Below are 5,191 nucleotides of genomic sequence, written 5' to 3'. Positions count from 1 at the left end.
GGCGGGGTGCGGCGGGGCGGGGCGGCGCGCTGGGTTCGCACGGTGCGAGGTTCGTCAGCCGGAGCGGGGTTGGTGGCTCCGTGCGGCACCACAACCCCGCACCGAGCCTCCGACGGCGCACCCGCCGACGAAGTCCGCACCGTGCGACCCCGGCTCGACAGCACGACAAGTCCGCACGGTGCGAGCCGAGCGCGTCAGCGCCGAGCAGGCCGCGCGGGCGGGGGCGGCGGGACGGGCTTCGCGGCGACGACGTCGGCGAGCCGGACCTCGACCGGGCCGCGGCGGGTGGCGATCGTCACGGCGTCGGGCGTCCGGGCGATCAGGTCACCGAGGGCGTCCTGCGCGCCGTCACCGTGGTGCGCCCGGACCACCAGGCGGTCCCCGATCGCGGCGTCCTGCAGCACCCCGAGGGCACGGGCCCGGGCGATCGCCGCCTGTTCGTCCGCATGCACCGCCCCAGGGTACGGGCCGCCTAGAGTGTCGGCATGGAGAAGGCCCGGGTCGACAGCTGGATCTGGGCCGTCCGGATCACCAAGACCCGGTCGGCCGCGACTGCCGCGTGCAAGGCCGGTCACGTCCGGGTGAACGGGGAGCGCGCGAAGCCGGCGCAGCCGATCGGCCCCGGCGACGAGGTGCGGGTGCGGCAGAACGGCTTCGACCGCATCGTCATGGTCACCGGCATCATCCTGAAGCGGACGAGCGCCCCCGAGGCGGCGAAGCACTTCGAGGACAAGACCCCGCCGCGGCTGTCGAAGGAAGAGGCCGGCTTCGTCCCGATGCGCGATCGCGGCGCCGGACGGCCGAGCAAGCGGGAGCGCCGCGACCTCGAGAAGCTCCGCGGCTACTGACGCTTCGGCTTGCCGTACGGGTCGATGACGACCTCGAACTCCTCGTCGGCGGCCCACTCGACCGCGATCGGCTGGCCGGTCCAGCGCGCTTCGAGGTGCCCGTCGTCGTCCTCGTCGGACCCGCAGAGCGCTGAGCCGCTCGGTATCCGCTCGACGGCGACCCGACCGTCGACCCCGACGGCGTACAACTCCACCACCCGACCACGGATGGTCTGCGTCCGCACCGTGTCGTGCCGGACCTCCTCGAACCGACGCGCGCCGTCAGCGGGCACAACGCCGTACTCGACGACGTCACCGATCTCGACGGCCGGCCCGCAGCACTGGTGCTCCCAAACCGCCGATCTCGACCACGACGTGCGACGCGGACATCAGACGAAGCGGACGGTCTGCTGCAGGCGGTCGCGGATCTCGAACACGTCGACGGAACCGGCCGGCGACCAGACGCCGTTCAGCACCTGGGCGAGCGCACTCCGGCGGACGACGAGCGCGGTGGGCTTCTTCGGGGAGCCGACGAGCTGCACGTCCTCGGTGACGGCGGCGTCCGGCACGACGAGCAGCCGCCCGGAGAACCGCACCCGGGTCTGCTTCTGCACGGCACGGGCGGCGCGGACGAGTTCCTTGACGGGTCGCTCCCCCGGCGCGAGCGTCTCGCCGACGATCTCGCCGTGCTCGACGCGGACCGGAGCGCCCCAGTCGATGGACTCGACGGCCCAGAGTCCGCTCGGGGTCAGGACGGCGTGGTCGAGCTTGCCCTCGGCTCCGGCGTCGAGGTCGTGCCACACCGTGACGCCGATCCCCATGTCGGAGACGATCAGGGCGGTCGCTTCTTCGGCCAGGGCCTCGGCGAGCAGGCGCCGGATGTGCCGGGGCGCGGAGCGGATGAGCGTGGGGTCGTACGGGTCCTCGATGGGGTCGCCGAGGCCGACCCACTCGCGTTCGGCCTGCAGGAAGACCTCGCGCGACCGACCGCCGGGGTGTCCGTGGGACCGGGCCCGGGGGCGGGTGTCGCGACGCGCTGCCGGGGGTGCGTAGGCGTCGCGACCGGTGTCACCCCTGCCGGCGGTCGCCCCGGACGCGCCGTACGCGCGGGACCCGATGTCGTACGCGCGCCGGGCCGCCGGCGTGCCGATGCGCTCCCATGCGAGCTGGACCTGGCGGAAGCGCTGGGCGTCGCCGCCGAGGTCGGGGTGCGTCTCGCGGGCGGCCCGCCGGTAGGCGCGGCGGAGCGCTTCGTCGTCAGCCGTCGCGGGGACGCCGAGGACTTCGTAGGGGGTGGCGTCGGCCGGGCTGTCCGTCATGGCCCTGCGACATTACCGGAGGCAGTGTCGGAGTCCGCCGCATGGTTGCTGGGTGCGGTCTGGGCCCACGCCGCCGGTTCCGCACCGACGCGCCAGCGGCGGGGCGTCCGTGCCGGTGGGGAGAGGAGCGGTGCGGCCGGGCAGCCTCGGCACACGGTCCGCAGGTGGTCGCGTCAGACCACCGTGGTCACGACCGGCGCTCCGAGGAACGCCGCGTACCGCGCGGCCGCAGCCTCGAGTGCACGGACGGACGACGCGTCGAGGGTGCCGAAGGGTGCGACGGTGACGAGGTGCTCGCCCCGGCGCTCGGTGCGCTTCCAGGTGCCGACGACGCGACCCCGCACGACGGCCATCGGCAGGAACACGCCGTTGGCTCCGGGGACGACGCGGTCGGCGTGGGCGGGGTCGAGCTGCGCGGACCGGTCGGCGTACCCGAGCAGGTACTCGTCGAAGCCGGGGAGCAGGTGCCCGGTGGGGACGCGCGCGGCTGCCGGCCGGTCGGCGAGGGCGAGGAGCCCGTCGCCGAGGTCCTCGACCGCGTCCCCCGCCGCGGCCCGGGCCCGGCGGAGGTCACCGAGCGGCAGCTTCGTCCAGCTCGCGGCGTCGGCCTCGGTCGCGGGGCCACGGCCGCGCAGGTACCCGAGCAGGACCCGGCGGAGGGCTTCGTCGCGGTCCGGCGGGTCAGCGGTGGCGGGTGCCCACTCGTCGAGCAGCACGAGCCCCTGCCCGACGCGGGCGGTGGGACCCCAGGCGACGAGGCGTTCCTGCGCGAGCTGCAGGACCAGGTGGTAGCCGCGACCTCCGGCCGGGTCGATGCCGGCAGCGCGGTACGCGGCGAACAGGTCGTCCCGGACCAACGAGCGGCCGCCCTCGAGGGCCGCGATCGTCGCGTCACGGGCCCGACCGAGCAGGGCGTCGTCGATGCCGAGCTCGGCGGCGCGTCGGGCGTTCGTGCGGAGCATCCGTTCGGCGGTGAGCGAGAGCAGCAGTCGCAAGTCGTCGGGGCGCAGGGCGTGCAGCGTGCCGCGCATCGGCCACGAGCGGACGAGTTCTCCGCGGTCGAAGGCACCGCGGACGTCGTCCCGCGTCGATCCGGGAGCGCGGACCCCGATGGCCCAGAGCACCTGACCGAGGTCCTGCCCCTGCACCGCCAGCATCCGCTCGACGACCTCGGTGGGGCGCAGCCCGGGCGCCGCGATGCCCTGCGCCGCGAACCGCGCCGTCCGGAGCCGCGCGGGGCTGGTGGTCACGCGACGGCGGCGGTGACGGCGTCGGCGTGCTGCTCCAGGTAGGCGACGTCGGCGCGGTACAGGTCGGCGTGGCCGTGCTGCAGGTCGCTGACGAACTTCGGGTTGCCGGCGGCGGCCTCGTGCTCGATCGTCGTGACCAGGGCGACGAGGGACGCGATCATCGTCTCGGCCAGGACGCTCCGGGAGCGGTCGTCGAGGGCGTAGGCGCGGCAGAACTCGGCGGCGCGCGCGAGCCGCTCGTCGAGGTCGGGGGCGGTCGATCCCTCGACAGCGCCGGTGGTGAACGGTGCGAACCGGTAGACGGCACTCGCGACGTCCCAGACGCGGGGGCCGGGGTGTGCGGTGTCGAAGTCGATCAGGCCGACGGCGGCGATGCCGTCGTAGACGCAGTTGTACGGGGCGAAGTCGCCGTGCACGATCGTCTCGACGGGGGCACGGTCGGCCTGCGACCAGAGGTCGTCGGTGGCACTGCGCGGGAAGCTCGCGGCGGCGTCGTGGAACTGGCGGAGCAGGCGGGCGCTGGTGACGAGGGCGGCCTCGCTGGCGATGTCCTCGGTCCAGGGGTACTCGCCCGCGACACCGGGGACGAACGAGACCGTCTCGAGGGTGTCACCGAGGGCGATCGGTTCCGGGGCTGCGACGAACCCCTGCTCGTGCAGGTGGGCGAGCAGCCGGTGCACCGTGGGGGTCCACGGCCCGGCGGGGCGGTGGACTCGGTCGTCGGCCCTGGTGATGCGCTCCAAGGGGAACCTCCTGCGTGTTGCGTCTCCGTTGACGGAGGGCCAGCGTACCGGCAGCGACCGACGGCCGCTCGGTCACCATCCGGAACACGGCGGTCCAGGCGGCTACAGCTGGTCGCGCAACCAGGACGGCCCGTGGACGACCGCGCCGAGGGCCTCGACGCGGTCGCGGAGCTCGCGGTCGGCCGTCACGACGACGACCGGCCCGTCGCCGGCCTGCACCGCGGCCTGCGCGGACTCGACGATGGCGTCGTCGCCGGAAGCCGGAGAACGGACGACGTCGACAGCGCCGGTGGCGGCGCCGCGGTCAGCGCCGACAGCGCGGTCCGCACCGCCGTCTCCACCCGCACCGCCCACGTCCGCAGCGGCCCGGGCCTCCCCCTCGAGCACCACGGTCCACCTCGGCCACCACCGCGCGAACGGCAGGTCGAGCAACGATGAGGAAACCCCGCCCGCGGCGAGCGCCGACACCTGTTCCAGCAGGCGCGATGCGGCGCCGGCTCGGTCCTTCCACCAGCCGTCGGGCACGCTGCCGACGACGTTCGCTGCGTCGACGACGACGTGCGGTGTGGTCGCGATCGTGGCGCGGAGTGCCGGCCACGACCTGCCGAACCCGGGGTGCAGGGGCAGCTCGTCGACCTGGTCGATCGGGATCCACGACAGCGCGAGGCTCTCGCGGTCGGCGATGACGGGTTCGAAGGGTCGGGAGGCGCGCCCCACGACGGTCGTGTAGGTCCAGAAGCCCAGGTCGAGCAGCGCGGTGTGGCGCAGGGCGATCGCGTCGTCGGGGACGCCGGCTTCTTCGGCGGACTCGCGGAGGGCGGCGGTCACCGCTGCTTCGCCCTGGTGCCGTGCGCCGCCGGGGATGCCCCAGGTGCCGCCGTGGTGGCTCCACTCGACGCGGTGCTGCAGGAGCACGCGGCCGGCGCCGTCGTCGACGAGCAGGCCGGCGGTGCGGACCTCGTCGGTCTTCGCGCTCCAGTTCTCGTTGCGCACGAGCGTGACCTGCGAGCCCTGCGTGTTCGACTGCACCTGGTACGGACCGGACGCGACCG

General features: G+C 74.6%; 7 protein-coding genes. 1 reads left to right on the top strand and 6 read right to left on the bottom strand.

The features are described from left to right. Positions 1–194: 194 nt before the first annotated feature. Positions 195–452: a hypothetical protein gene (locus DEJ06_RS17945; RefSeq protein ID WP_258372541.1), complete on the bottom strand. Its 258-nt coding sequence runs from the start codon at positions 450–452 to the stop codon at positions 195–197. Positions 453–485: 33 nt separating this feature from the next. Here DEJ06_RS17945 and DEJ06_RS17940 point away from each other — a divergent pair, with 33 nt between their 5' ends. Then, on the top strand, positions 486–848 hold the full coding sequence (locus tag DEJ06_RS17940) for an RNA-binding S4 domain-containing protein (RefSeq protein ID WP_071405402.1): 363 nt from the start codon (positions 486–488) through the stop codon (positions 846–848). On the opposite strand, the gene DEJ06_RS17935 is transcribed toward DEJ06_RS17940, so the two are convergent. The 5 genes from DEJ06_RS17935 to DEJ06_RS17915 all read right to left on the bottom strand — a co-directional run bounded on the left by DEJ06_RS17935 (position 842) and on the right by DEJ06_RS17915 (position 5,132). Beyond that, positions 842–1,045, bottom strand: a complete 204-nt coding sequence (locus tag DEJ06_RS17935) for a hypothetical protein (RefSeq protein ID WP_146245909.1) — start codon at positions 1,043–1,045, stop codon at positions 842–844. The genes DEJ06_RS17940 and DEJ06_RS17935 overlap by 7 nt on opposite strands. A 171-nt stretch (positions 1,046–1,216) precedes the next feature. After that, complete coding sequence (locus tag DEJ06_RS17930) at positions 1,217–2,146, bottom strand: DnaJ domain-containing protein (protein ID WP_111040227.1); 930 nt, start codon at positions 2,144–2,146, stop codon at positions 1,217–1,219. A 173-nt stretch (positions 2,147–2,319) separates the two neighbouring features. Continuing rightward, positions 2,320–3,396, bottom strand: a complete 1,077-nt coding sequence (locus DEJ06_RS17925; RefSeq protein ID WP_111040226.1) for a winged helix DNA-binding domain-containing protein — start codon at positions 3,394–3,396, stop codon at positions 2,320–2,322. Then, positions 3,393–4,139, bottom strand: coding sequence for a phosphotransferase enzyme family protein (locus DEJ06_RS17920; protein ID WP_027465222.1), 747 nt, complete (start codon positions 4,137–4,139; stop codon positions 3,393–3,395). The genes DEJ06_RS17925 and DEJ06_RS17920 overlap by 4 nt, the downstream gene beginning before the upstream one ends. A 102-nt stretch (positions 4,140–4,241) precedes the next feature. Then, positions 4,242–5,132 carry an NUDIX hydrolase gene (locus DEJ06_RS17915; RefSeq protein WP_111040229.1) on the bottom strand — a complete coding sequence of 297 codons (891 nt, stop codon included), beginning with the start codon at positions 5,130–5,132 and terminating at the stop codon, positions 4,242–4,244. Positions 5,133–5,191: the final 59 nt, after the last annotated feature.

It is taken from the genome of Curtobacterium sp. MCLR17_051 (genome assembly GCF_003234395.1).
Lineage (GTDB): Bacteria > Actinomycetota > Actinomycetes > Actinomycetales > Microbacteriaceae > Curtobacterium > Curtobacterium flaccumfaciens.
This window is presented reverse-complemented; position numbering and strand designations above follow the sequence as displayed.